Consider the following 22,221-nt stretch of genomic DNA (forward strand, 5'->3'; position numbering starts at 1 on the left):
TTCGCAGATGAAAAACGGGCGGCCATCGTGGCCGCCCGTTTCGCGAAACCGCATGCGGGAAAGCCCGCATGCGAAGGTTCAGGCACCGTGCTGCTGTGCCTTGTATGCGAGCCGGAACCGATGCAGCAGCGGCTCGGTATAACCGCTCGGTTGCGACGTGCCCTGCAGCGCCAGCGCGCATGCGGCCTTGAATGCCGTCGACTGGTCATAGCCGGGCGCCATCGGGCGATAGTTCGGGTCGCCGGCGTTCTGCTGGTCGACGACGCGCGCCATCCGCTTGAACACGTCGAGCACGAACGCCTCGGTGATCACGCCGTGGCGCAGCCAGTTCGCGATGTGCTGGCTCGAGATGCGCAGCGTCGCGCGGTCTTCCATCAGGCCGACGTCGTGGATATCCGGTACCTTCGAGCAACCGACGCCCTGTTCGACCCAGCGCACGACGTAGCCGAGGATGCCCTGCGCGTTATTCTCGACCTCGCTCAGGATCTCGGCCTCGCTCCACTCGGCGCGTTCGACGACCGGCACGGTCAGCAGGCCTTCGAGCAGCGCGTCGCGTTCGCTCGCATACGGCGTCTTCTCGAGTTCCTGCTGGACGGCCTGCACGTCGACGAGGTGGTAGTGCAGCGCGTGCAGCGTCGCGGCGGTCGGCGACGGCACCCACGCCGTGTTCGCGCCGGCGCGCGGATGCGCGATCTTCTGCTCGAGCATCGCGTGCATCAGGTCCGGCATCGCCCACATGCCCTTGCCGATCTGCGCGCGGCCGCGCAGGCCGGCCGACAGGCCCGCGAGCACGTTGTTGCGCTCGTAAGACTGGATCCACGCCGACGACTTCATGTCGCCCTTGCGGATCATCGGGCCCGCCTCCATCGCGGTGTGCATCTCGTCGCCGGTGCGATCGAGGAAGCCGGTGTTGATGAACGCGACGCGCGCGGCGGCGGCCGCGATACAGGCGGCGAGGTTCACGCTGGTGCGGCGCTCCTCGTCCATGATGCCCATCTTCAGCGTGTTGCGCGGCAGGCCGTAGAGGTCCTCGATGCGCGTGAACAGCGTGTCGGCGAACGCGACTTCGACCGGGCCGTGCATCTTCGGCTTCACGATGTAGATCGAGCCCGTGCGCGAATTGCGCTTCGCCTTCAGGTCGTGCAGCGAGCACAGCACCGTGACGACGCCATCGAGGATGCCTTCCGGAATCTCGTTGCCGTCGCGGTCGAGCACCGCGCCGTTGGTCATCAGGTGGCCGACGTTGCGCACGAACAGCAGCGAGCGGCCGTGCAGCGTCAGCGTGCCGCCGGCCGGCGTCGTGTATTCGCGATCGGCGTTCAGGCGGCGCGTGAAGGTCTTGCCGCCCTTCGCGACTTCCTCGACCAGCGTGCCCTGCATCAGGCCGAGCCAGTTGCGATAGAGCTGGACCTTGTCGTCGGCGTCGACCGCCGCGACCGAATCCTCGCAGTCGATGATCGTGCTGACCGCGGCTTCGAGCACGACGTCCTTCACGTTCGCGAGATCGGCGCGGCCGATGGGGGTCGACGCGTCGATCTGGATCTCGAGGTGCAGGCCGTTGTGCTGCAGCAGGATCGCGGACGGTGCGCCTGCCGCGCCTTGATAACCGACGAACTGCGCCGGCTGTGCGAGGTGCACGACGCCCTTGCCGGTTTCGACGGCGAGCTGGCCGTCCTCCACGCGATAGCGCAGCGCATCGCGATGCGAGCCGCTCGCGAGCGGCGCCGCGTTGTCGAGCACGTCACGCGCGTAGTCGATCACGCGCTGGCCGCGCGTCGGGTTGTAGGCCGAGGTGCGTTCGGCGCCGCCGTCCTCGGGCAGTGCGTCGGTGCCGTACAGTGCGTCGTACAGGCTGCCCCAGCGCGCGTTCGCGGCGTTCAGCGCATAGCGCGCGTTCGACAGCGGCACGACGAGCTGCGGGCCGGCCTGCGTCGCGATCTCGCTGTCGACGTTCGCGGTGGCTGCCGCGACGTTCGACGGGACCGGCACGAGGTAGCCGATCCGTTCGAGGAACGCGCGATACGCGGCATGGTCGCGCACCGGGCCGGGGTGCGCGCGATGCCACGCGTCGAGTTCCTGTTGCAGGCGGTCGCGTTCCGCGAGCAGTTCGCGGTTGCGCGGCGCGAGGTCGTGCACCAGGGCCGAGAAACCGCTCCAGAAGGCGGCCTTGTCGATACCGGTGCCCGGCAGTGCTTCGTTTTCAATGAACTGGCTCAGCGCTGGCGCGACTTGCAGTCCTGCTTGGTCGATCATCGTGATTCCTCCCGGGGGAATGAAAAACGCGCGCGGATCAGGCCGCGACGCTTTGTGTGCCGGCGCGGGCGATCTGCGCATCCTGTTCGGACTTTACGCCAGACACACCGATCGCGCCCGCAATGCGGCCGTTCACCGTTACCGGCACGCCGCCTTCGAGCAACCCCGTCAGCGGCACGCTCAGAAACGCCGTGCGGCCACCGTTGATCATATCCTCATACGCCTTCGTCTCGCGGCGGCCGAGCGCCGCCGCGCGCGCCTTGTCCTGAGCGATGCAGGCGCTGGCCGCCGATGCACCGTCGAGGCGCGCGAACGCGAGCAGGTGGCCGCCGTCGTCGACGACGGCGATCGACACGGCCCAGCCGTGACGCTCGGCCTCCGCGCGGGCGGCGGCGAGCATGCGGTCGACGTCGGCGAGTTCGAGTTCGGGCTTGGTTTTCATTGCGTTCCTCCGGAATCAGCGGTCAGTTGACGAGTCGGTTGTCGACGAGCTCGATCCAGTGGCGCACGCGCGTGCGGCCCGCGCCGTTCAGGTGAGTCTGGCAGCCGATGTTGGCCGTGACAATCAGGTCCGGCCGTGCGGCTTCGAGCGCGTCGAGCTTGTTGTCGCGCAGTTTGGTGGCGAGTTCGGGTTGCGTCAGCGCATAGGTGCCGGCGGAGCCGCAGCACAGGTGGCCGTCGGCGACATTCGTCAGATCGAAGCCGAGCCGCGTCAGGATGCTTTCCACCGCGCCGCCGAGCCGCTGCGCGTGCTGCAGCGTGCACGGGCAATGAACCGCGACGCGACGCTGCGTCGCATCCGCCAGCGCGTCGAGCGGCTCGGCCGCGATCACTTCGGCGAGATCGCGCGCGAGCGCGCTGACACGTTGCGCCTTGTCCGCATAGACGGGGTCGGAGCGCAGCAGGTCGCCGTATTCCTTCACGAACGCGCCGCAGCCGCTCGCCGTCAGCACGATCGCTTCCGCGCCGGCCTCGATTGCGGGCCACCACGCATCGATGTTGCGGCGTGCGCGTGCGAGCCCGGCCTCCTGCGCGTTCAGGTGATATTCGGTCGCGCCGCAGCAGCCGGCCTCGCGCGCGGGCGTCACGCTGATGCCGAGCCGGTCGAGCACGCGCGCGGCGGCCGCGTTCGTGTTCGGCGACAGCGAAGGCTGCACGCAGCCTTCCAGCATCAGCACGCGCCGGGCATGGCGCACGGGCGGGCGCGGCGTGGCGGCGGGCACGGCGGCCGGGATCTTGTCCTGCAGCGTGCCGGGCAGCAGCGGGCGCAGCGCGCGGCCGGCCTTCAGCAGCGCGGCGAAGGTCGCCGGCCGCGGCACGACGTGACGCAGGCCGGCGCGCAGCAGGCGCTCGCGCGCCGGACGCCGCGCGCGCTTCTCGGCTTCCGCGCGGCCGATGTCGAGCAGCGTGTGATAGCGCACGCCGGACGGACAGGTCGTCTCGCAGTTGCGGCAGGTCAGGCAGCGGTCGAGATGCTGCTGCGTGCGTTCGCCGCACGGTTCGCCCTCGAGCATTTGCTTGATCAGGTAGATGCGTCCGCGCGGCCCGTCGAGCTCGTTGCCGAGCACCTGGTAGGTCGGGCAGGTCGCATTGCAGAAGCCGCAGTGCACGCACGCGCGCAGGATCGCTTCCGCTTCGTCGGCCCGGTCGAGGGCCTTGCTGGCTTCGCTGAGATTGGTTTGCATCGGCGGTTCGAAGTCGGGTTGGCGTTCAGACGTCCGCGTACAGACGGCCGGGATTGAAAATCGCATGCGGATCCAGTTGCGCCTTCAGCTGGCGATGCACGCGCAGCAGCGCGGGCGGCAGCGGCTGGAACGGTTCGGAGGTCGTGCCGGGCGTGAAGCAGGTCGCGTGGCCGCCCCACTGCGCGGCGAATCGCTGCACGTCGGCCGGTGCGGCGTCGGTTTTCAGCCAGCGCTGCGCGCCGCCCCAGTCGACGAGCACCGCGCCGGCGAGCGAATCGAGCGGCGCGGCGGCCGGCACCGACACGCGCCACAGCGGGCGCGGATCGTCGAAGAACGGCAGCGACAGGTCGCGCAGCCGCGCCCAGAACTTGTCGTCGCGATCATCCATGCGCTCGCCGCCGATCGTGTCGCGCGCGGCCTTCACCGAGCCCTCGCCACCTTCGAGGCGCACGCGCAGCACGCCGTCCGCGTGGCAGGCGCCCGCGAGCGGCAACCCCGCGCGACGCCATCCGGCGACGCGCCGCACGCCTTCGGCGGCGGCGAGTGGCAACGCGAGATCGCCGGTCGCGCGCGGCTTCGGCAGCACCTTCAGCGACACTTCCGTGACGACGCCGAGGCAACCGAAGCTGCCCGCGAGCAGCCGCGACACGTCGTAGCCCGCGACGTTCTTCATTACCTCGCCGCCGAAGCGCAGATGTTTCGCGTGGCCGGTGATCACGCGGCAGCCGAGCACGAAGTCGCGCACCGCGCCGGCCCACGGGCGGCGCGGCCCCGACAGCGCGGCCGCGAACATCCCGCCGACGGTGGCCGAGCCGCCGAAGGTCGGCGGCTCGCACGGCAGCATCTGGCCGGCCGCGTCGAGCATCGCGTCGAGTTCGGCGAGCGGCGTGCCCGCGCGCGCGGTGATGACGAGCTCGGTCGGGTCGTACGCGACGATGCCGCGGTGCGTGCGCACGTCGAGCGTGCGGCCTTCGACGGCGCGGCCGACGAACGCCTTCGTGCCCGCGCCGCGAATGTGCAGCGGCTGACGATCGTGGATCGCGGCGTCGACCTGCGCGACGAGCGCCGCGCTGTCGTCGATCGATTCGGATTCGCGTTCGAGTCGCATCAGAAGCGCTCCAGTTCGGGAAACGGCAGCTTGCCGTGATGGACGTGCATCGCGCCGAATTCGGCGCAGCGATGCAGCGTCGGAATGTTCTTGCCGGGATTGAGCAGGCGCTGCGGATCGAACGCGGCCTTCACCGCGTGGAAGAACGTGATTTCGTCGACGTTGAACTGCACGCACATCTGGTTGATCTTCTCGCGCCCGACGCCGTGTTCGCCGGTGATGCTGCCGCCCACCGCGACGCACAGCTCGAGGATCTTGCCGCCGAGCGCTTCCGCGCGGTCGAGCTCGCCGGGACGGTTCGCGTCGAACAGGATCAGCGGATGCATGTTGCCGTCGCCCGCATGGAACACGTTCGCTACCGGCAACGCGTACTCGGCGGACAGCGCGGCGATCCCTTCGAGCACACGCGGCAGTTCGCGGCGCGGGATCGTGCCGTCCATGCAGTAATAGTCGGGCGACATGCGGCCGACCGCCGGGAACGCGTTCTTGCGGCCGGCCCAGAAACGCTGACGCTCCGCTTCGTCGCGCGCGACGCGGATTTCCGATGCGCCGGCGTCGCGCAGCAGCGCGGCGACACGTTCGGCGTCTTCGTCGACGTCGGTCGCCGCGCCGTCGAGTTCGCACAACAGGATCGCCTGCGCGTCGACCGGATAGCCCGCGTGGATGAAGTCTTCGGCCGCACGGATCGCGAGGTTGTCCATCATCTCCAGCCCGCCGGGGATCACGCCCGCGCCGATGATCCGTGCGACCGCCGCGCCGGCTTCGGCGACGTCGTCGAAGCTCGCCATCAGCACCTTCACGCTCGGCGGCCTCGGCAGCAGCTTCACCGTCACCTCGGTGACGATGCCGAGCATCCCCTCCGAGCCGGTGAACAGTGCGAGCAGGTCGAAGCCGGGGGCGTCGAGCGCGTCGGCGCCGAGCGTCAGCGTGTCGCCGTCGATCGTCAGGATCTCGACCTTCAGGATGTTGTGCACCGTCAGCCCGTATTTGAGGCAGTGCACGCCGCCCGCGTTTTCGGCGACGTTGCCGCCGATCGAGCACGCGATCTGCGACGACGGATCGGGCGCGTAGTAAAGGCCGTGCGGGGCCGCGGCCTGCGAGATCGCGAGGTTGCGCACGCCGGGCTGCACGCGCGCGATGCCGGCATCGGCGTCGATTTCGAGAATCCGGTTGAACTTCGACATCACGAGCAGGATGCCTTTTTCGAGCGGCATCGCACCGCCCGACAGGCCCGTGCCCGCGCCGCGCGCGACGACCGGCACGCCGTGCGCGGCCGCGACGCGCAGCACCGCGCGCACCTGCTCGATCGTATCGGGCAGCACGACCGCGAGCGGCACCGTGCGGTACGCGGCGAGGCCGTCGCATTCGAACGGCTTCAGCGCCTCGCGTTCGTGCAGCACGTCGAGGCCTGGCGCCGCCGCGTCGAGCGCGGCGACGAGCGTGTCGCGGTCGACGGTCGCCAGCGGGCCGTCGATTCGTTCGTCGTAGGTGAAACTCATCGTGTGTCTCCGTCTCCACCCTCATCACCATGCAGGCGGCCGCGGAATGCACGGCGCGCCGGATGGACGGCATTCTTGGCGGGCGGCCGGCACGTGTCCAGACGTTGACGGCGTGGTCATACCAGTTTTTCGAGGGGTTCCCGGAAGGGGCAGTCGATCAACGTAGAAAATCCAATTTGCACAAGGGTTTGTGAGAAAATCGACAGCATTCGTCCGAAGTGGTCATACCAGTATGGAAAAGCAGGATCGACAAGCGCCGGTGCGCAATGTCGCCGATGTCGTCGCCGAGCGAATCGAACAGCTGATCGTCGACGGCGTGTTGAAGGCCGGGCAGGCGCTGCCTTCCGAGCGGCGGCTCACCGAGAAGCTCGGCGTGTCGCGCACGGCCGTTCGCGAAGGGATGAAGCTGTTGCGCGCGCGCGGGATCATCGACACGACGCACGGCAAGGGATCGTTCGTCGCGAGCCTGACCCCGCAGCGCGAAATCTCGCCGATGATGCATCTGCTCGGCTCGCAGCCGCGCACGCTGTACGACCTGTTCGAGGTGCGCGGGATGCTCGAAACCGAAGCCGCGCGGCTCGCCGCGCTGCGCGGCACGCCCGCCGACTTCATCCTGATCAAGCGCCGATACGAGGAAATGACCGCGGCCGACGCGCAGGATCTCGATCCGGCCGCGCGAGCAAAGCTCGATCATGCGTTCCATCTCGCGATCTGCGAGGCGTCGCACAATCCGGTGCTCGTCAACACGCTGCAGTCGCTGACCGATCTGTTGCTCAGTTCCGTGTTCGCGTCGGTGAACAACCTCTATCACCGTGAGCCGCTGAAAAAGCAGATCGACCGTCAGCACGCGCGGCTCTACAACGCGGTGACCGGGCGGTTGCCCGACCAGGCGCGCAAGGCCGCGAGCGAGCATATCCGGCAGTGCGTCGATTATCTGCGCGAGATCGAAGCGGAGGAGCAGCGGCTCGTGCGCTCGACGCTGCGCCTCGAAGGATGGACCTGAGCCGCTTGAACCGGCGTGGCCGTTGGCGCCGTGACATGTATCAGGCATATTGCGCTGATCGCGCGGTTTCACGGGCAAATATGTCACAATGTGATTCATTTGATGCGTGGCCCGACACGACCCGTTTCGCCCTTGCGCGACACGCGGCTTCTCGGTTGACCGTGACGCGCCGCCGATCCTTGAAGGAGGACGCCGCATGTCGATTCCGATGCGTGGCGACGGGCCCGAGGCCCGCGCCGTCCACATCCTGCATCGCCCCGTCTGCGACCTGCTCGGCTGTGCATGGCCGATCGTGCTCGCGGGCATGGGCGGCGTCGCGCGGGCGGAGCTCGCGAGTGCGGTGAGCGCCGCCGGCGGGTTCGGTTTTCTCGGGATGGTGCGCGAGCCGGTCGCGTTGATCCGGCGCGAGGTCGAACAGGTGCGCGCGGTCACCGAGCGGCCATTCGGCGTCAACCTGATTCCCGCGTCGACGCCGCCCGAGTTGCTCGACGCGCAGATCGATGCGTGTATCGAACTGCGTGTGCCGGTCGTTGCGTTGTTCTGGGACGTGATGCCAGCCGTCGTGCGGCGTCTGCGCGATGGGGGCGTGCGGGTGGTTCATCAGGTGGGCTCGCTCGACGATGCGCGCGCGGCGGAGGCGGCGGGTGCGCAGGCGCTGATCGTTCAGGGGCAAGAAGCTGGTGGCCATGTGCGGGGTGATCGGTCGTTGGCCGAGTTGTTGCCTGAAGTGATTCGCGCGACGCGGTTGCCGGTGCTCGCGGCGGGCGGGATCGTCGACGGCGCCGACGTGGCCGCCGCGATGGCGCTCGGCGCGCAGGGCGCGGTGATGGGCACGGCGTTCATCGCGACGCACGAGTCGTTCGCGCATGCGTATCACCAGCAGCGGATCGTCGATGCATGTGAAGGCGACACGCTGTTGACCGACGTCTTTCACATCAACTGGCCGCGCGGTGCGCGGGTTCGTGTGCTGCCGTCGAGCGTGACGCGTGGCGAGCGCGGTGATCCGTTCAATGACGCGCGCGTCGTGATCGGCGACGAGGAAGGGCGGCCGATTTATCTGTTCAGCACCGATTCGCCGTTGCGCACGATGACCGGCGATGTCGAGGCGATGGCGTTGTATGCGGGCACGGGGGCCGGGCGAATTCGAGCGATCGAATCGGCTGGCGACGTGCTGCGCCGGATCGTGCGCGATGCGGCGGCGATCGTCGAGAAAGGTGCGGCGGTCTCCCCGACGGGCGAGGTGAATGAGGACCGCACGGCATTGCTCGCGGCGCTCGACGAATTGCTGGAGGCCGAGCGCGCCGGGGCGCGCGTTGCATCCGAGACCGCGGCAGACATTACTGAAGATGCCGAACTCCACCGGCTGATCGCACATATCCGCCAGGACGAAGCGCATTGGTGCAGCGTGCTGGTCGATGCGATACGCACGCTCGGCGCGACGCCGACGCGCGCGACCGGCACGTTCTATGAAAAGGCGATGGCGATCGACGATCTGGCCGAGCGGATGGCATTCTTGAACCGCGGGCAACGCTGGGTCGTGCGCAAACTGCAGACGCTGTTGCCTACGCTTGCCGATCCGGATATTCATCACGCGCTGTCGTTGATGCTCGTCGCGCACGAGAAGAATATCGGCGCGGTGGATGTGCGGTTGAAGGAGAAGGGGGCGCGGAGCGTGTAGGGGATCTGCCGAGCGCCCATCTGGACAAGCAATGCCGGCGTCAACGACGTTTTTCCCTCGTTTCAGGCCAGATGACGCTATTCAAGGGTTCCCGGTAAAATGCGCCTTCCTGGGTTTCAGTCATTGCTTCGTCATGCATAGAATCGGGTTCTTCGTTTGCCGTGGCTACGATGCGCTTGACCTTGGCGGGCCGCTGGCGGCCTTCAATCAGGTGGCCACCGCTGCCGGCCGTACGCCATACGATCTTCAGGTCATCTCGCAATCCGGAGGCCCCGTTCGCGGCAATACGGGCCTATCGATCGAAACGAAACCGATCGGAAGGCGCGTATTCGATACCGTCGTCTTCGTGGGCGGTGATATCGATCCGATGCAGACATCCGAGAATATCGCCGCGGCCGGGAAGTTGGCCGCCAGGGCCTCGCGGGTGGCAAGCGTGTGTACGGGCGCGTTTCTGCTTGCGGAAACCGGCTTGCTGGACGGCTCGAGAGCGGCGACCCACTGGCGATATGCCGCGCAATTGCAGTCGCGATTTCCTCGCATCCGGGTCGACGGCGACAGCATCTATATCGAGGACGGCCGCGTCTGGACGTCGGCGGGCATCGCCTCCGGGATAGACCTGGCGCTCGGCATCATTGAACGAGACATGGGTGCGGAGATTGCACGCGCCGTGTCCAGGCTCCTGGTTGTTCCGTATCGTCGACCAGGAGGGCAGTCCCAATTCTCCGCCATGTCGCGGATGGAGCCGGAATCGGATCGCATCCGCATCGCGCTGAATTTTGCCCGGGAACATCTCGCTGAAGCCTTGCCTGTCGAACGACTCGCCGATGCCGCAAGATTGAGTTTGCGGCAGTTCGGACGCGCGTTTCGCCGGGAAACCGGTGAAACGCCTGCCAGGGCGGTCGAGCGCTTGCGCGTCGAAGCCGCGCGGCTGCGCCTGCAGGGGGGCAGCGAACCGATCGAACAGATTGCCCTGGCCGTGGGGTTCACCGATCCGGAACGGATGCGGCGGGCCTTCATCAAGCTGCATGGGCACCCACCGCAAGCGATTCGACGCGAGAGCAGATCGAACGGCGCGCGCTGATCGACTGCCGGCGCGATCAGCCCGCTGTGTGGTCAACGTCCCGCTGGCGTTCTCTTGAGGCTTGGGAACGTGACGCACGAATTCGACGGACGCTCACCGTTCGGCGCTTGTGACCGGACCGTAGTCATTCCACATGTCGCGATGCAACTTCCACACGCCGGCCTGTTTCACAAAGACGAGAATCTGCTTGGCGCGGATCCGAATCTTGCCGTCGTGATCGCGGACTTCCACATCCGACACCTCGGTCACGATCCGGTCATTGCCGTAGAACTCGTAATGGCTGAACGATACGGTGCCGGGCTTCGATCCGGCATACCCCTTGGTGAAGTACTCGGTGATCGCGCGGCTTCCCGTGACTTTGTCGCCTCCGGGCGGCAAGAGCGTGCCGTCGTCGGTATAGAGGCGACCGATCGCGTCGTAGTCTCCTCGCGCAAAGGCATCCGCCCATCGCGCGTTCTCGGCCTTGATGGCCGCTTCAGGCGGCCGTTGCGCACCGCCGGCGACGGCCGGTGCCGTAAATGCAAAAAAGGAGACGCAGGCTGCAAGCGCAGCAGTACAAAAACGGATCTGTTGCATCGAGTGATTTCCGGACTGATTTGAGTTGAAAGGGCGGCGCCACGTGGGCGGGCCGGCAATGTCGGCCGCGGCCTTCGGCGCGCCAGGCGGCGGCCATGCACGCATTGCGGGCAAGCGTTTCAGCGAACGCCGGGAATTCGTGCGAGTCCCCTTGATGCGCCTGGCAGTTTCTTGTCGACCATCGCGATGACTTCCGGCCGCGCGTCTCTGGGATGACCGGAGTGGAACGGAGGAGCCGGGTCGTATTCGATCACGAGCTGCGTGAATTCGGCGGCCTGTCGGCCGCGCAGCTTCGCTGCCACGCGAAGTGCGAAGTCGATGCCTGCCGTCACGCCGCCGCCGCTCATGAACCTGCCGTTGTCGTCTTCCACGAAACGATCGGGAACGGGGATGGCGCCGTACTCGGCCAGCTTGTTGACGAAGGCCCAATGGCACGCGCTTCGCTTGCCGTTGAGAATGCCCGTTGCGGCGAGCACGAGCGATCCGTTGCAAACCGACGTCACGTGTTTGGCGCTTTCCGCCAGGCGCCGGATCTGCGCCTGATACTCCGGTCGCATCGGCGCAGTCAAATCGGACCCGCCGGGGACGAGGATCACATCGGTCTTCTCGATATCGGCGAGTCGTTCGGTCTTGCCATACACGACACCGAATTCGAGCGTCACGTTGCCGCCATTGAGGCTCGCATAGCGAACGTTCGTATTGGGCAGCCGGTGGAAAATCTCGCTGGGGCCTGCGAAATCGAGCAGCGTACCGCCGTCGTAGTTGACGATCAGGATATCGAGGGGCGTATTCGGCGCAAGTAGCCCTTCGCCGCCCGCCTGTGCACGCGCGGGCGCAACGTGCCCGAGCAAGGCGCCACCACCCAGCACGGCGCCGAGGGTCGCGGCGCTGCCAAGCTTGAGCAAATCGCGGCGCGAATTGCCTGCTCGGGTGAGTTGCCTTACGGAAGCATTGTTTTTGCTACTGTCGGTCAAGATGAATTCTCCTTGCATTTCGGCCTCCTCTACGAACGTCACCAGGCTGGGCCGGATTGAATGATCGCCACGACGAAAGGCGTGGCGGACGCGAGATCGGGATGTGGACGAGCCGGCGTTGCGTGTCGGGCGCCGGAATCGTGAACCGCAGGCTCAAAGCTGCGAGGCACCGCCATCGACGACCAGTTCGGTGCCGATGACATAGGCGGATTCGTCGCTCGCGAGATAGAGCGCCGCGTAGGCGATGTCCTCGGCCTTGCCCATGTGGCCCGCCGGAATCGCAGCGGCGAACTCGGCCCGACGGTCGCGAACCCATTCGTCGGACATGCCCCACTTGGTGATCAGCGGCGTGTTCATCGCGCCGGGTGCGATCGCGTTGAAGCGGATTTTTCGGTCGAGAAACTCGTAGGACCAACTGCGGGCCAATGATCGCACCGCGGCTTTTGCCGCTGCAGTCAGCGAGATGCCATGCTTGCCGGTCTGCGCCACGAACGACGTATTGAGGATCACTGAGGAACCTTCCCGCAAGTCGGGAAGCACCGCTTGAAGCGTGAACACCACACCCTTGACGTTGACGTCCATGATCCCGTTGTAGAGTTCATCGTCGATGTCGTCGACTGCCGACGGGAAAGCCCAGCCAGCGTTGGCGAACACGATATCGAGGCCGCCGAACTTCTCTTTTACCTCGGCGGCAATCGCGCGCATGTCCTTGATCGAGCGCACGTCACCCTTGAGGACGATCGCATTCTCGCCAAGCTCCGCCTGCACACGCTCGAATACGGCGTCATCGCGACCCGTAACCGCGACTCGGGCGCCTTCTGCAATGAACAGCTTCGCGGTCGCAAGACCGATGCCACTGGTTCCACCCGTGATCAAAGCTGACTTGTTCTTGAGCCTCATCTTCCATTCCTTTCCATGGTCGTGTGATTGATCAGGCCGCACGCTCGAAACGCAATCGCGTTTGTGCGCCTTTCTCGGCTTGATCGTCCGTGGGGAAGTATGGAACGTGAGGTAGATGGCGCAAAGGTCGTATAACCCTCAAAAAGCGCCATCTTATCCGAGCCGACGAAAAACGTATCGGGCGTTCAGTCACGCCGCGTGTCAGGCAGGCACGGCTGGACTGGAGCGGGCCCATGACCATGACCATGACCGATATTCCTGTCGGCTCCGCAAAAGCAAAAAAGCCCGCCGAAGCGGGCAATCCTCTCGATGAAGAGGGGGAGAATCCGAGTTCGCGATCGGTGGTCAGGGCGAGTTCAACCCTTGGTCGCCCCGAACGTCAGCCCCGCGACGAAATGCTTCTGCATCGCGAAGAACATCGCGACCGACGGCAACGCGGCGAGAATCGACCCGGCCGAGACGAGATTCCACGACGTCGTCCATTGCCCCTTCAGCGCTGCCACCCCCGCGGTGATCGGCGCGGCCTCGTCGCCTTGCGTGAGACACAGCGCCCAGAAATAATCGTTCCACACGAACGTGAACACGAGAATCGCAAGCGCCGCCAATGCCGGCCGGATCAACGGCAACACGATCCGCCAGAACACCGTCCATTCGCCGGCGCCTTCGATCCGCGCCGCCTCGATCAGCTCGAACGGCAACTGCTTGATGAAATTCCGCAGAAACAGCGTACAGAACCCCGTCTGAAACGCGACGTGAAAGAGAATCAACGCCTCCACCGTATTGAATACCCCGAGCCTGAGCGACAAATCCCGCACGGGAATCATCAACACCTGCACCGGCACGAAATTCCCCGCGACGAACGTCCCGAACAACGCGGCATTCCCGCGAAACCGGTAAGTTGCCAGCGCGAACCCGGCCATCGCGGCAAGCGCGATCGACCCGAGCACCGACGGCACCGTAATCTGCACGCTGTTCCAGAAGTAATGCAGCATCGGCGACGTGGTCAGCGCGTCGCGATAGTTCTCGATCATCGAGAAGTGTCGCGGCCAGCCCCAGTAGTGGCCTTCGACCAGTTCCTCGGTCGAGCGCACCGACGTGACGAACACCGCGATCATCGGCAGCAGCCAGATCACCAGCGCGACGGGCAGCGACAGCTTGTACAGCCGGCGCGATACCGGCTTCCAGTGGGTAACGGGTGTCGGAAACATGATGAATGCATCCCCGGAAGGTCAGGTCACTGCTCGTTGCGCAGCATGCGGCGCAACTGGAACACGATGTAGACGAGCATGATCGCGAACAGCACGACCGCGATCGCCGCGGAATAGCCGAGCCGGTAGTACTTGATCGCCTGGTCGTACATGTAATACGCGAGCACGGTCGAGCTCTCGAACGGGCCACCGCCCGTCATGACCGAAATCAGGTCGAAGCTGCGCAGCGCGCCGATCACCGTGACGACGATCGCCATGAACGTGGTCGGCCGCAACTGCGGCAGCACGACGTGCCACAGCAGCGCGAAGCCGCGCGCGCCTTCCATCCGCGCCGCTTCGATCTGTTCCGGGTTCACCGACGTGAGGCCGGTGAGGTACAGGATCATGCAGTACGCGGTCTGCGGCCACAGTGCGGCGAACACGATGCCGAACGTCGCGTAGCGCGCATCGCCGAGCACCGGGATGCCGTGTCCGGCAATCAGCGCGAGCAGCCCGAAGGTCGGATCGTAGAACCACGAGAAGATCAGGCCGACGACCACGCCCGACAACACGAACGGCGCGAAGAACAGCGACTTCACGAGCCGGATGCCGGCGACCGCCTGGTTCAGGTACAGCGCGAGCGCGAGGCCGAGCGGCGGCGCGAGCATGAACAGCGCGAGCCAGATCACGTTGTTGCGCAGCGCGGTGTAGAACGTCGGCGCGTGCAGCAGCTCGGCGTAGTTCGCGAGACCGACGAACGTGCGCTCGGTCATCCCGTCCCAGTTGCAGAGGCTCAGCCATAGCGTCGACAGGATCGGCCAGATCACATAGACGGCAACCATTGCGCACGCGGGCGCGAGAAAGAGCCACGCGGCGCGCCGTTGCCGCCGCACGGCCGGCGACGGGCGGCGGGCGCGCACTACGGCGGGCGACCTGCCGGCCGGCGGCGCGGCGGCGGCCGGTGCGGCAGGCGTTTCGACGGGTCTGGACGTGATCGGACTGGACACGGCAAGCCTCCTGGGCGGACGCGGCGGCACGGGGCCGCCGCAGGGGTCACGCGGTTACTTCTTGTAGATCCGCTTGCGGGTCTGCTCGAGTTGCGCGAGCACGGTATCGAGCTGCCCGGGATTCGCGAGGAACTGCTGCATCCCCTTCATCCCTTCGTCAGCCATTTCCTTCGTCATGTCGCGGTCGTAGAACTGCGCGACGCCGCCCCGGGTGTCCGCGAGGATCCGGAAGCCGATCCGCGAGATCGGATCGGCCGGTTCCGGCGATTTGCTGTTGGCCGACAGCGAGCCGAGCCCTTCCGCGAGCTTCGCGCCCATCTCGGGCGTTTCGACGAACGCGAGGAACGTATGCGCGTCGGCCTTGTTCTTCGCCTTGGTCGGGATGTGCAGCGATTCGACCGGCCCGTCCTCGGCGGTCGGCACCTTCGGGTCGATGATCGGGAAGCGGTAATAGCCCATTTCCTGCTTCACGTTCGGCGGGAAGCCCGCGGCGATGAAGGTGCCCATCAGCATCATCGCGGCCTTGCCCTGGAACAGGAACGGCTGCGCGCCGTCGAGATCGTAGGACAGCGCGTTGTCGATGAAGTAGCCCGAATCGATCAGCGATTTCCACGTCGTGTAGACCTTCTTCACGCGCGGGTCGGTGTACGGTACGTCGCCGGCCATCAGCTGCTGGTGGAACGCATTGCCGTTCAGGCGCAGGTCGAGATAGTCGAACCAGCCGGCGAGCGTCCACGCGTCGCGGCCGCCGACCGCGACCGGCGTGATGCCGGCCGCCTTCAGCTTCTTGCACGCGTCGAGGAACTGGTCCCAGGTCTTCGGTTCGTCGGCGATGCCGACCTTGCGGAACAGATCCTTGCGGTAGAACAGCCCCCACGAGTAATAGACGGTCGGCGCCGCGTACTGCTTGCCGTTGTACGACGATGCGTCGCGTGTCGACGCGTACATCGCGCCCCAGCCATTCTTCGCCCAGTCGCCGCTCAGGTCCTCGAACAGCCCGCGCTTCGCGTAGTACGCCATCCGCTCGCCGGCGTGCCAGTTCACGACGTCGGGTGCGACGGTCGTGAGCCACGCGGGGAGCTGCACCTTGTACGCTTCCTCGTCGACGAAGGTGGGCTTCACGTCGATGTCGGGATGGGCCTTGTGGAACGCCTCGAGCGTCGACTGCCAGACCGCGCGCTGGCTGGCACCCTTGAACGCGATGTTGATCGTCAGCGTGCCGGCGTTGGCCGGGGCCGCGGCGCCGAACGAAGCGAACGCGATGGCGGTGGCCGCAAGCCGGGCGGCGACGCGAAGGGGGCGATGTGTCATGTATGTCTCCATTCCTGTGTGTCGTTGTGCTTGACCGGCGCGTCGCGGCGCCGGGGGCGGTTGCTACGAACGGCTTCGGTACACGGCGACGCCTTGCGGCTCGACCTGCGCGGCGCCGACCACGAACGCGGACGGCGGCACCGCATCGATCGTGTGCGGCGTGCTGCCGTAGTTGAATACGTAGGTCAGGCCGCCGCGCCGGCTCAGGCGCACGCCGTCGCCGAGCGGCGACGGTGTCAGGCCGGCTTCGGCCGCGACGTCGGCGAACAGGCGCGCGGTGGTCGCATCGTCGAACAGCGCGGCCCAGTAGTGCAGCGTGCCGTGCGACACGCAGGCCGGATGGCCGTCGGCGAAGCGTGCACGTACGATGCTGCGTGCGTCGTCGTGCAGCTCGACGAAGTCGCGCCAGTGGCGTGCGTCGCCGGTGAGCGCCGAGCCGTCTCGCAGCGTGCCGTCGATCCGCTCGGTCACGTTCGGCCGCAGCGATTCGACGCGCCACACGCGCATCGGCAGGATCGAGGCGAGCGGGCCGGGCGGCAGCGTCCGCGGAATCTGCAGGTCGATGGTCTTCGAACCGGTGCGCGGCCCGAACACCGCATGCGCGCCGGATGCGGCGAGCCGCGCCGCGAAGTCGTCCGGCACGATCGGCAGCGGCGGCACGACGACGAGCCGGTAGCCGTCGAGCGGCGCACGCGCGGAAATGATGTCGACGTCGAGGCCGAGCGAACGCAGCGCCGAGTAGTACTCGAACGCGAAGCGCGGGTAGTGGAAATCGGCGCCTTGCGGCTGCACGTCGAACAGCCACTTCGCTTCGTAGTCGAACACGAGCGCGACGGGCGCACGCACGGCGCCGTTCGCGTCGGCATCGGCGCCGGCGTCGATCACGGCGGCAATCTCGTGCGCGACGCGCTGTGCTTCGCGGCCGCCCTCGTCGAGTCGATCGTCCGGCGTGTGCAGGCCCGCATGCATCTGCTCCTGCGCGAACGGCGCCTGCCGCCAGCGGAAGTACGACACGCAGCCGGCGCCGTGCGCGAACGCTTCCCAGCTCCACAGGCGCACCATGCCCGGCAGCGGCGCGGGGTTCCAGTGCGCCCAGTTCACGGGCCCCGGCTGCTGCTCCATCACCCAGAACGGCAGCTTCGACATCCCGCGATAGAGGTCGTGATTGAACGACGCGAAATCCGGGTGGCCGGTGCGCAGCCAGCGCGCCTTCACGTCGGGCGCGAACCATTGCTCCTCCAGCGCGCCGAGCGGATAGCTGTCCCACGTCGCGACGTCGAGGTCACGCGCGACTTCGTAATGATCGAACTCGGTGAAGAGCTGCATGAAGTTGTGCGCGACGGGGCGGCCCGGCGAATGCGCGCGGATCACGTCGACCTGCATCCGGTGATAGCGCGCGAGCTCGTCCGACGCGAAGCGGCGGTAGTCGAGGCGGTGCGACGGATGCGCTTCGGTCACGGTGCCGACCGGCGCGTCCACTTCATCGAAATTGCGATACTCCATGCTCCAGAACACGGTGCCCCATGCGCGGTTCAGCGCATCGATCGTGCCGTAGCGCGCCTGCAGCCATGCGCGAAAGCGCACGAGCGCGGCGGGCGAGTAGCTGACGACCGTCTGATGGCAACCGAGCTCGTTGTCGGTCTGCCAGTAGCGCACGGCCGGGTGGCGGCCGTAACGTTCGGCGACCGCCGTGCAGATGCGGCGCGACGCTTCGAGATAGGTCGGCGACGAGAAGTCGTAGTGGCGGCGCGAACCGAACGTGCGCGGCCGGCCGTCCGCGCCGATCGCGAGGATGTCGGGGTGACGGTCGACGAGCCACTTCGGCGGCGTTGCAGTGGGCGTGCACATCACGATCTCGAGACCGGCCGCGGCGAGCACGTCGACCGCGCGGTCGAGCCAGCCCCAGTCATATTCGCCCGGCGACGGCTCGATGCGGCTCCACGCGAACTCGGCGATCCGCACCTGCGCGATGCCGAGTGCGTTCATCCGGCGGGCGTCGTCGGCCCACATCGATTCAGGCCAGTGTTCCGGGTAGTAACAGACTCCGAGGCGCATGCCGATCCTTATGCGTAGTGATGGACGGGAAGAGCGGCGCACGCGGGCACCGCGCGGCCGTCTTCGGTGAAGAGGTGGCAGGCCGCGGCCGGCGCATGCGCGTGCACGCGCTCGCCGCTGCGCACGGCCGCGTCGCCGGGCACTTTCGCGATCAGCGGCGTGCCGCCGGGCTGGTCGAGGTGCACGTAGGTCTGCTCGCCGAGACGCTCGACGAGCACGACGTCGCGCGCGAGCGTGGTCGCGTCGCGCGCGGCGCCGAGCGTCAGGTGTTCGGGGCGGATGCCGAGCGTGACGGCCGCGCCGACCGCGAGCGCGGAACCGTCGCGGGGCAGCGTGAAGGATTCGCCGGACGGCACGACGGTGACGACCGTGCGTCGCGCATCGCAGGCGACGACGATCGCCGGCAGGAAGTTCATCCGCGGCGAGCCGATGAAGCCGGCGACGAAGCGGCTGGCCGGATGGTGATAGAGGTCGAGCGGCGCACCGACCTGCGCGATGCTGCCGTGCCGCGCGGTGTCCGCGCCGGCGTGCAGCAGCACGATCTTGTCGGCGAGCGTCATCGCCTCGGTCTGGTCATGCGTCACGTAGACGACGCTCGCGCGTTCGAACTGCCGGTGCAGCTTCGCGATCTCGATGCGCGTCTGGCCGCGCAAGGCCGCGTCGAGGTTCGACAGCGGTTCGTCGAACAGAAACACGCCGGGCTCGCGCACGATCGCGCGACCGATCGCGACGCGCTGCCGCTGGCCGCCCGACAGCGCCTTCGGCTTGCGCTCGAGCAGTGTGTCGAGCTGCAGGATCCGCGCGGCGTCGCGCACCTTCCGGTCGATCTCGGCCTTCGGCACGCGCGCGAGCTTCAGCCCGAATGCCATGTTCTCGTAGACCGTCATGTGCGGAAACAGCGCGTAGCTCTGGAACACCATCGCGACGCCGCGTTCGGCGGCCGGCACGTCGTCGACGCGGCGGCCGTCGATCGAGAGCTCGCCGTCGCTCAGGTCCTCGAGGCCCGCGATCATCCGCAGCAGGGTCGACTTGCCGCAGCCGGACGGACCGAGGAACACGCAGAACTCGTGCGCGCCGATCTCCAGATCGACGTCGCGAATGACCGGCGCGTGCTCGCCGTAGGCTTTCTGCACGCGCCGCATCGAGATGCTCGCCATTGTCTCCGCTCCATGTTTTAATGCGCTTTCGTCGTTGCTTAAGCGCTTAACCATCGCGATCAAGAAAAGCGCCGATTGCGATCGTGGCCGATTCGCGCCCGTTGGTCGGGCGGCGGGGCGTGCGGCGATAGTGCGCCGCTTCGGTGAGCGAAGCAAATACTGGATCGACGTCTCATATAGTGGGCAAATCATGGCGACACTCGATGAAGTGGCCCGCCGCGCGGGCGTGACGGCCGCGACGGTCTCGAACGTTCTGCGCAACCGCGGCCGGGTCGGCGAAGCCACCCGTGCGCGGGTGCTCGACGCCGTGCAGGCGCTCGGCTACCGGCCGCATCTGGCCGCGCGGGCGCTGGCGGAAGGGCGCGCGCCGACGGTCGCACTGATGGTGTCGAGCATCGCGAACCCGTTCTATCCGGAGTTCGCGCTCGCGGTCGAACGCGCGGTGCGACGCAACGGGCAATTCCTGATCGTCTGCAATACCAACGAAGATCCGCTGCAGGGACGCGCGTATCTCGACCAGATCGCCGGCACGATCTCCGAAGGCATTCTCGTGACCAACGCGAACCTGCATTTGCCGGATCTGGTCGACGTCGCGCGGCGCGGCGTGCCGGTCGTGCTGTGTCTGTGGGAGCGGCCCGATGCGCCGCCCGAAGGGTTGCCGTGCGTGGCGGTGGATTTCCGCGAGGCGGGGCGGATCGCGACGCGGCATCTGCTCGAACTGGGGCACCGGACGATCGGCGTGATCGTCGGCGGCTCGGCGAGCGGCGTGCAGGCGGCGCGCTACGACGGCTTCGTCGACGTGATGCGCGAGGCCGGGCTCGACGCGTCGATCGTCGCGGCCGAACCCGATTCGATCGAAGGCGGCGTGCGGGCGGCGGGCCGGCTGCTCGACGCGCATCCCGGGCTGACCGCGCTGGTCGCGACCAACGACCTGCCCGCGATCGGCGCGCTGCACGCAGCAGCCGATCGCGGACGGCGCGTGCCCGACGATCTGTCGATCGTCGGCATCACCGATATCCATCTGGCCAGCGACACGCGTCCCACGCTGACGACCGTTGCGATCCCGACCGCCGAGGCCGCGGGGCTCGCGGTCGAGCTGCTCAACGCATTGCGCGAGGCGGGCGGCCACATCGACGATGCATCGCGCGTGCGGACGGCGCCGGTGCCGCGATTGGTGGTGCGGCGTACGACGGGCGCGGCGCCGGGGCGGCGCACGGCGGCGTAGACGTCGACGGGGGCGCGAGTTTTTCAGGTACCGGGCGCGGGCTGGAAGCTGCACATGGGGCGAGCCGCGAACCGGTGGACGCAATGACGAGGCCGTGCCGGATCGCCCGGCATCGTCACCCGCCTTCGACGAGCCGCATCACGATGCGCCGGGCCGAATCGAGATGCGCGACCGTCATCGCGCGGGCGCCACGTGCATTGCGTTCGCGGCACGCTTGCAGGATTGCGCCGTGCTCGACCTGGAACGACGGCGTATCCGCGAGCAACGTGGTTTGCAGCCGCTCGTAGCGCTCGACCTGGCTGCGCAGCTCCGCGATCGCCTTCAACTGCCGCGCGTTGCCGCAGCACGAATACAGCAACGCATGGAATTCGCGATTCAGTTCGCCTTGCCGGCGCGGCACGTTCGATTCGCCGAGCAGCCGGTGCACGAGTTCGGCACGCGCGAGCGTTTCGTCGTCGAGCCGCTTCACGCTGCGGTAGATCGCATCGCCTTCGAGCAGCGCGCGCATGTCGTAGATTTCCTGCACGTCGGACGCGCTCAGCATCCGCACGACCGCGCCGCGATTGCGGAAGATGTCCAGCAGCCCTTCGCGCTCCAGACGCTGGATCGCCTCACGCATCGGAATCCGGCTGATTCCGAAGCGCTCGGCGAGGTCGCGCTCGACGAGCCGCTCACCTGCCTGCAGCTCGCCGTTGATGATCATCTCCCGCAACGATGCGGCCACGGCGTCCGCCGTGGAATCGGGTCTGGCTTCCATGCTTCCGGGTTCCTCGTTTTGGAATAATGGTATACCAAACGACATTCCGGTGCCACAATGGCGGCTTCACGTTCCGACAGCAGAGGAGAGCGAGATGGCGCATGGCGAACACAAGTACCGCGTGGCAGTGGAGTGGACCGGCAACCGGGGGACCGGTACGTCGGGGTATCGCGAATACGGCCGCGATCATGTGATCCGCGCGGGTTCGAAGCCGGACATTCTGGGCTCGTCGGATCCGGCGTTCCGCGGCGACGCGGCGCGCTGGAATCCGGAAGACCTGCTGCTGGCGTCGGTATCGGCATGCCACAAGCTCTGGTATCTGCATCTGTGTTCGGATGCGGGCGTCCGCGTGCTCGCGTATGTCGACGACGCCGAAGCGACGATGCTCGACAGCCCCGAGCCGGGCCGCTTCACCGAAATCGTGCTGCACCCGCGCGTGACGATCCGCGCGGGCGACGATCGCGAACTGGCCGAGCGGCTGCACCATGACGCGCATGCGAAGTGCTATGTGGCGAATTCGGTGAGTTTCCCGATCCGGTGCGAACCGGTGATCGAGTGCGCGGCGGGGTGATGCAGGCCGTGGAGAAGACGCGAAGGCACGCGGAGGAAAACGGCCTGAGTCGCGCGCGCATGGTGTGGGAGCGCGACGAGATATCTCCGAATGCATGTCAATCGGACGTGTCTGGAATTTGAATTTTGTTGTGTCAATTCGACGGATTAGCGATTTTTGACAGTCATTTCACGTCGTTTCGGTAATCTCGCGCT

19 protein-coding genes are annotated in these 22,221 nt (G+C 67.0%); 5 read left to right on the forward strand and 14 right to left on the reverse strand.

Annotation, left to right across the window (positions count from 1 at the left end; genetic code table 11):
• Nucleotides 1-78 precede the first annotated feature (78 nt).
• The 5 genes from ACV22W_RS28565 to glcD are packed head-to-tail and all read right to left on the reverse strand — an operon-like array spanning nt 79 to nt 6,545.
• The gene (locus ACV22W_RS28565) at nt 79-2,253 is read right to left on the reverse strand and encodes a malate synthase G (protein WP_448022812.1); all 2,175 of its coding nucleotides are present in this window, start codon (nt 2,251-2,253) and stop codon (nt 79-81) included.
• 37 nt (nt 2,254-2,290) lie between these two features.
• The gene (locus tag ACV22W_RS28570) at nt 2,291-2,695 is read right to left on the reverse strand and encodes a GlcG/HbpS family heme-binding protein (RefSeq protein ID WP_175910763.1); all 405 of its coding nucleotides are present in this window, start codon (nt 2,693-2,695) and stop codon (nt 2,291-2,293) included.
• 22 nt (nt 2,696-2,717) lie between these two features.
• Complete coding sequence (gene glcF / locus ACV22W_RS28575) at nt 2,718-3,938, reverse strand: glycolate oxidase subunit GlcF (protein WP_448022813.1); 1,221 nt, start codon at nt 3,936-3,938, stop codon at nt 2,718-2,720.
• Nucleotides 3,939-3,963: 25 nt separating this feature from the next.
• Complete coding sequence (glcE, locus tag ACV22W_RS28580; protein WP_448022814.1) at nt 3,964-5,046, reverse strand: glycolate oxidase subunit GlcE; 1,083 nt, start codon at nt 5,044-5,046, stop codon at nt 3,964-3,966.
• A complete protein-coding gene (glcD, locus tag ACV22W_RS28585) occupies nt 5,046-6,545 on the reverse strand; it encodes a glycolate oxidase subunit GlcD (protein ID WP_448022815.1) in 1,500 nt (499 codons plus the stop codon). The genes glcE and glcD overlap by 1 nt, the downstream gene beginning before the upstream one ends.
• 232 nt (nt 6,546-6,777) lie before the next feature.
• On the opposite strand from glcD, the gene glcC reads away from it, so the two are divergent.
• The 3 genes from glcC to ACV22W_RS28600 all read left to right on the forward strand — a co-directional run bounded on the left by glcC (nt 6,778) and on the right by ACV22W_RS28600 (nt 10,307).
• Nucleotides 6,778-7,548, forward strand: coding sequence for a transcriptional regulator GlcC (gene glcC / locus ACV22W_RS28590; protein ID WP_448022816.1), 771 nt, complete (start codon nt 6,778-6,780; stop codon nt 7,546-7,548).
• Nucleotides 7,549-7,744: 196 nt separating this feature from the next.
• Nucleotides 7,745-9,226 (forward strand): nitronate monooxygenase, encoded by a 1,482-nt coding sequence (locus ACV22W_RS28595; RefSeq protein ID WP_448022817.1) that lies wholly within the window; start codon nt 7,745-7,747, stop codon nt 9,224-9,226.
• 133 nt (nt 9,227-9,359) lie between these two features.
• Complete coding sequence (locus tag ACV22W_RS28600) at nt 9,360-10,307, forward strand: GlxA family transcriptional regulator (protein ID WP_448022832.1); 948 nt, start codon at nt 9,360-9,362, stop codon at nt 10,305-10,307.
• 93 nt (nt 10,308-10,400) lie between these two features.
• On the opposite strand, the gene ACV22W_RS28605 is transcribed toward ACV22W_RS28600, so the two are convergent.
• The 8 genes from ACV22W_RS28605 to ACV22W_RS28640 form a co-directional block, all read right to left on the reverse strand.
• The gene (locus tag ACV22W_RS28605) at nt 10,401-10,883 is read right to left on the reverse strand and encodes a YybH family protein (RefSeq protein ID WP_448022818.1); all 483 of its coding nucleotides are present in this window, start codon (nt 10,881-10,883) and stop codon (nt 10,401-10,403) included.
• A 119-nt stretch (nt 10,884-11,002) separates the two neighbouring features.
• Nucleotides 11,003-11,857, reverse strand: coding sequence for a DJ-1/PfpI family protein (locus ACV22W_RS28610; protein ID WP_448022833.1), 855 nt, complete (start codon nt 11,855-11,857; stop codon nt 11,003-11,005).
• Nucleotides 11,858-12,010: 153 nt separating this feature from the next.
• Nucleotides 12,011-12,757: an SDR family oxidoreductase gene (locus tag ACV22W_RS28615; protein ID WP_448022819.1), complete on the reverse strand. Its 747-nt coding sequence runs from the start codon at nt 12,755-12,757 to the stop codon at nt 12,011-12,013.
• 356 nt (nt 12,758-13,113) lie between these two features.
• Entirely contained in the window at nt 13,114-13,965 is an 852-nt protein-coding gene (locus tag ACV22W_RS28620; protein ID WP_448022820.1) for a carbohydrate ABC transporter permease, read from the reverse strand.
• A gap of 26 nt (nt 13,966-13,991) precedes the next feature.
• Nucleotides 13,992-14,951, reverse strand: a complete 960-nt coding sequence (locus tag ACV22W_RS28625) for a carbohydrate ABC transporter permease (protein ID WP_448022821.1) — start codon at nt 14,949-14,951, stop codon at nt 13,992-13,994.
• A gap of 54 nt (nt 14,952-15,005) precedes the next feature.
• Nucleotides 15,006-16,262, reverse strand: coding sequence for an ABC transporter substrate-binding protein (locus tag ACV22W_RS28630; RefSeq protein ID WP_448022822.1), 1,257 nt, complete (start codon nt 16,260-16,262; stop codon nt 15,006-15,008).
• 63 nt (nt 16,263-16,325) lie between these two features.
• On the reverse strand, nt 16,326-18,317 hold the full coding sequence (locus ACV22W_RS28635; RefSeq protein WP_448022823.1) for a beta-galactosidase: 1,992 nt from the start codon (nt 18,315-18,317) through the stop codon (nt 16,326-16,328).
• An 8-nt stretch (nt 18,318-18,325) separates the two neighbouring features.
• A complete protein-coding gene (locus tag ACV22W_RS28640) occupies nt 18,326-19,474 on the reverse strand; it encodes an ABC transporter ATP-binding protein (protein ID WP_448022824.1) in 1,149 nt (382 codons plus the stop codon).
• Between the two features lie 190 nt (nt 19,475-19,664).
• Between ACV22W_RS28640 and ACV22W_RS28645 the strand changes: the two genes are divergently transcribed.
• Nucleotides 19,665-20,699, forward strand: a complete 1,035-nt coding sequence (locus ACV22W_RS28645) for a LacI family DNA-binding transcriptional regulator (protein ID WP_448022825.1) — start codon at nt 19,665-19,667, stop codon at nt 20,697-20,699.
• 115 nt (nt 20,700-20,814) lie between these two features.
• Here the strand turns inward: ACV22W_RS28645 and ACV22W_RS28650 are convergent, their stop codons facing one another.
• A complete protein-coding gene (locus ACV22W_RS28650) occupies nt 20,815-21,456 on the reverse strand; it encodes a GntR family transcriptional regulator (protein WP_448022826.1) in 642 nt (213 codons plus the stop codon).
• Nucleotides 21,457-21,550: 94 nt separating this feature from the next.
• On the opposite strand from ACV22W_RS28650, the gene ACV22W_RS28655 reads away from it, so the two are divergent.
• A complete protein-coding gene (locus ACV22W_RS28655; RefSeq protein WP_448022827.1) occupies nt 21,551-22,027 on the forward strand; it encodes an OsmC family protein in 477 nt (158 codons plus the stop codon).
• The last annotated feature ends 194 nt before the right edge of the window (nt 22,028-22,221 follow it).

The organism is Burkholderia sp. AW49-1, from assembly GCF_053427845.1.